This window comes from Candidatus Thiosymbion oneisti (genome assembly GCF_900092655.1).
Lineage (GTDB): Bacteria > Pseudomonadota > Gammaproteobacteria > Chromatiales > Chromatiaceae > Thiosymbion > Thiosymbion oneisti.
In genome coordinates, this window is record NZ_FLUY01001581.1 from 1 (window position 1) to 3,805 (window position 3,805).

Below are 3,805 nucleotides of genomic sequence, written 5' to 3' on the forward strand. Positions count from 1 at the left end.
TTATAAGTGAAAAAGTAGAGCGATTCATCCCTTTGATCCCCTCTCCCCAACCCTCTCCCGGAGGGAGAGGGGGCATAGCGGCCAGTGCCGTTGGTCATGTTCAAACTTAGATATTAACCACTACCCTGTTGTTTTATAAAGGGATTATTCTATAAACGGTTCATTTAGTTCACGGAACCAGGACCTATCCATGGCACTTGGGATTCCGGCAACACTTACCGAAGTGACGCGGTAGGTAGGGGCTGAACAATTACTATCCCCGATGGTTGTCGATCGACGCGTGCCTATTTCCGTAGAGGGCCGGCCGAACGTCGTCGTGATTTAGGAAGTCATACGGAAAGCCGAGTTGGATGGCGCTGACTGCATCGAGGCGGGCAAGCTGCTTGTCGCTCAACGCAAAATCGAGTGCGGCCAGGTTGTCCTGGAGCTGAGAGCGCTTCCGGGCCCCGATGATGGGAATGATGACACCCTTGCCTTTCTGTTGGCGGATCCAGTTGATGGCGACCTGAGCGGGTGTGCGATCGATCTCGTCCGCCACTTTTTCCACTGCTTCGACAATAGTGAAGTTCCGGTCGGTAACGAAGAGGTCCTCGCTCCATGCCCCTTGGGCATAGCGTGCATCCCTGGGTTTCTCGGTGTTTCGCTTGTACTTGCCGGTCAGCATGCCGCCACCGAGTGGCGACCATGCGGTCACTGCGATATCGAGCGCCTTGGCCATCGGCAGCAGCTCCCGCTCTGGTGTGCGCTCGATCAGGCTGTACTCGATCTGGAGGCCGACGAAGGGGCTCCAGCCCCGCAGGTCGGCCAGGGTGTTCGCCTGAGAGACGATCCAGGCCGGTGCATTCGAGATCCCGACGTACAGCACCTTGCCTGCACGCACCATGTCGTCGAGTGCCCGCATGACCTCGTCGACCGGGCTCATGAAATCCCACGCATGGACCCAATAGAGGTCAATGTAGTCGGTACCGAGCCGTTTCAGACTCGCCTCCAGTGCCTGGTGCATGCTCTTGCGGTGATTACCCCCGCCGTTGGGATCGTCCGGGCGACCGTTGAAGGCGTATTTGGTGGCCAGGACGAACGTCTGCCTGTGCTCCCCCATGAACTCGCCGAGGAACCGCTCGCTCGTGCCGTTGGTGTAAAGGTTGGCCGTGTCGACGAAATTGCCGCCAGCATCGACAAAGGCATCGAAGACCCGTTTGCTCTCCTCCTTCGACACACCAAAACTCCAGTCTTCACCAAAGGTCATGGTGCCGAGACAGAGCTCGGAAACGCGCAGGCCTGACCTGCCCAGAAGTTTGTAACGCATGGGGGCTTCCCTCCAAGGATAGGCAATCCAACCGCCTGTGGCCGGCAGGAGCCGGGGCAAAACCTAGATAGAATGTAGCAGTCCAAAGGCGTTTGAGCAAAGCCTTGAGCGAGCAGGGCAGGGCGTGAGGATGCCCCCGAGTAGTGGTAAATTTTTAAATGGTTAGCGTAGAGCGGTTCATTAACCACGCCCCATTTCTTTATTTGATCCCCTCTCCCCAACCCTCTCCCTCCGGGAGAGGGGGGCTGCGTGTGGCGTGCCCAACCCACTGCGAGTGGCGATGTTTCCATTTAAACCTTAACCACTACCTTCCCCCGAATTGAATTGGCCCCGTGCGGACGGTGGGGTAGTGCTTGACATATAGTGGTCGGGTAATTCTCCCAGCTAGGAAGAAAAAGGCTGGGAGGAAAAAGGGATAGTGGTTGATCTTTAAGTGTTGACACATGGCCAACCGTGAGCCCGAGCCCGCGTAGAGGAGGCCGCACGCCGCGCGAACCGCCTCCACGCGTGCCGGTCAGGAAACAGAGCCGGCTGCTTCGCCCCCTCTCCCTGCGAGGGTGTCGCAAAAGCCCCTCTCCCGGCGGGAGAGGGACTTTTGCGATGCCTTCCCTCCGGGGGAGGGTCGGGGAGAGGGGATCAAAGGGGGTGGTGCGGCTAGGTCTCGAAACGGATGTGCGCGAAACGCGCGCGCAGCTCATTCTTTTGCACCTTGCCCATGGCATTGCGTGGCAAGGTGTCCACAAAAATCACTTTTTTTGGTTGCTTGAAGCGGGCGAGCTTGCCTTGCAACCGACTGATGAGTCCGGCTTCATCTAAGTCGGCACCCGGCTGCAGGGTGACGACCGCGGCGACGGCTTCACCGAGATCCGCGTGTTGCAGGCCGATAACCGCAGATTCATCGACGCCGGCAATACCATCGATCGCGTTTTCCACTTCTTTGGGGTAGACATTGTAGCCCCCTGAGATAATGAGATCCTTGGCCCGCCCGATGATCGCGACACGTCCGTGAGTATCGATCGTGGCCAAATCACCGGTAATGAAAAAGCCATCAGCGCGAAACTCAGTAGCCATCTTGTCGGGCATCCGCCAATATCCTTTGAATAGGTTCGGTCCGCGCACCTCGAGTATGCCCACCGCATCGATTACCCGGTTGCCGTCCCGGTCACACACCCGTACCTCCACCCCGGGCAAAGGAAAACCGACGGTACCGGGGACGCGCTCGCCCTCGAGCGGATTGGAGGTAATCATGCCGGCCTCGGTCATCCCGTAACGTTCGAGGATCCGTTGTCCCGTGCGCTGCTCGAACGCCTTGAAGGTATCGGGTAACAGGGGCGCCGATCCGGCAATGAATAACCGCATGTGGGCACACCGGGCAGCGGTCAGCTGCGGATGCTGCAGCAACCTCGTGTAGAAGGTCGGAACGCCCATCAATACGGTGGCCCGTGGAAACATATCGATGATGGTGTCCGCGTCGAAACTCGGTAGGAAGAACATCCCTGAACCGTTCAACAGCATGCAGTGGGTGGCTACGAACAGACCGTGTACGTGGAAAATCGGCAGGGCATGGATAAGCACGTCTTGAGGCACGAAACCCCATGTCCGGTGCAGGGCCAGCGCATTGGATGCCAGATTGTCATGGGTCAGCATCGCGCCCTTCGAGCGCCCCGTGGTTCCGGAGGTGTAGAGAATCGCGGCGAGATGGTGCCGATTGCGTATGGCGACCGAGTGATCGGGCGAACCGGCATCCGCCAGCGTGGCTAAGGAACCATTGCCGTCGGCATCCAGCGTGAGGACCTGTGCTACCCCAGCTGCGGCGACGGCGGACGCGAGTTCGTCTACCGCCTCGGGGCGGACAACCAACACCTGCGGCGCCGCGTCGGCGAGAAAGTACGCCAGCTCGCGCGGGGTATAGGCAGTATTGAGTGGGACATAAACCGCACCGCAGCGCAGACAGGCGAGATAGAGTGCGAGCGCAAGGGGAGATTTCTCGATCTGCACGACCACCCGATCCCCCGGCGCGATGCCCTGTTCCTTCAGCACCCGCTGCAGGCAGGCAGACTGGTGTTCAAGCCCTCGATAGCTGAGCGTTCGGCCCTCCGGTGTCTCCAGGAAATGCCGGTCGAGATCGCGCGGGAAGCGTGTTTGAAACAGAGCAAAGAGATTATGGTTCATCGTGATGGCACAGCGATGGCTGATGCAGCCAGGAGTAGGAAATCCAATCGTATAAGAGAATCAACCAACCGGGATGTCTTCGAGGGTGTTTTATCCACCTGAAGCTACCCTTGTCGTCTTGGAGTAAAACCGGATTTTGTTGTCGTTGTCGGCTACAATGAAACCGGATTATCTTGTGGGAACAGCATGATGCCAACCGCTATCGCGCCGCAGTGGTCAAAAGTTGAACCTAAGGAGGTTCGATTAAGGAGCTAGTGTAGTGCGCTGTAAATAGTAGAACTAACAAAGCCGCCCCTGGTCGGTTGTAGAGAGCCGATGCAGACAAGA

The 3,805-nt window shown here is 58.2% G+C and carries 2 protein-coding genes; both read right to left on the bottom strand.

Annotated features, from left to right (window positions below):
• Positions 1-253: 253 nt before the first annotated feature.
• Positions 254-1,306, bottom strand: coding sequence for an aldo/keto reductase (locus BQ17_RS15950; protein ID WP_089728720.1), 1,053 nt, complete (start codon positions 1,304-1,306; stop codon positions 254-256).
• Positions 1,307-1,960: 654 nt separating this feature from the next.
• Positions 1,961-3,478, bottom strand: coding sequence for a malonate--CoA ligase (locus BQ17_RS15955; RefSeq protein WP_089728722.1), 1,518 nt, complete (start codon positions 3,476-3,478; stop codon positions 1,961-1,963).
• Positions 3,479-3,805 lie beyond the last annotated feature (327 nt).

Excerpts from the sequence above, each read along its gene's own strand:
- BQ17_RS15955 (WP_089728722.1), bottom strand. The coding sequence starts at position 3,478 with ATGAACCATAATCTCTTTGCTCTGTTTCAAACACGCTTCCCGCGCGAT.
- BQ17_RS15950 (WP_089728720.1), bottom strand. The coding sequence starts at position 1,306 with ATGCGTTACAAACTTCTGGGCAGGTCAGGCCTGCGCGTTTCCGAGCTC.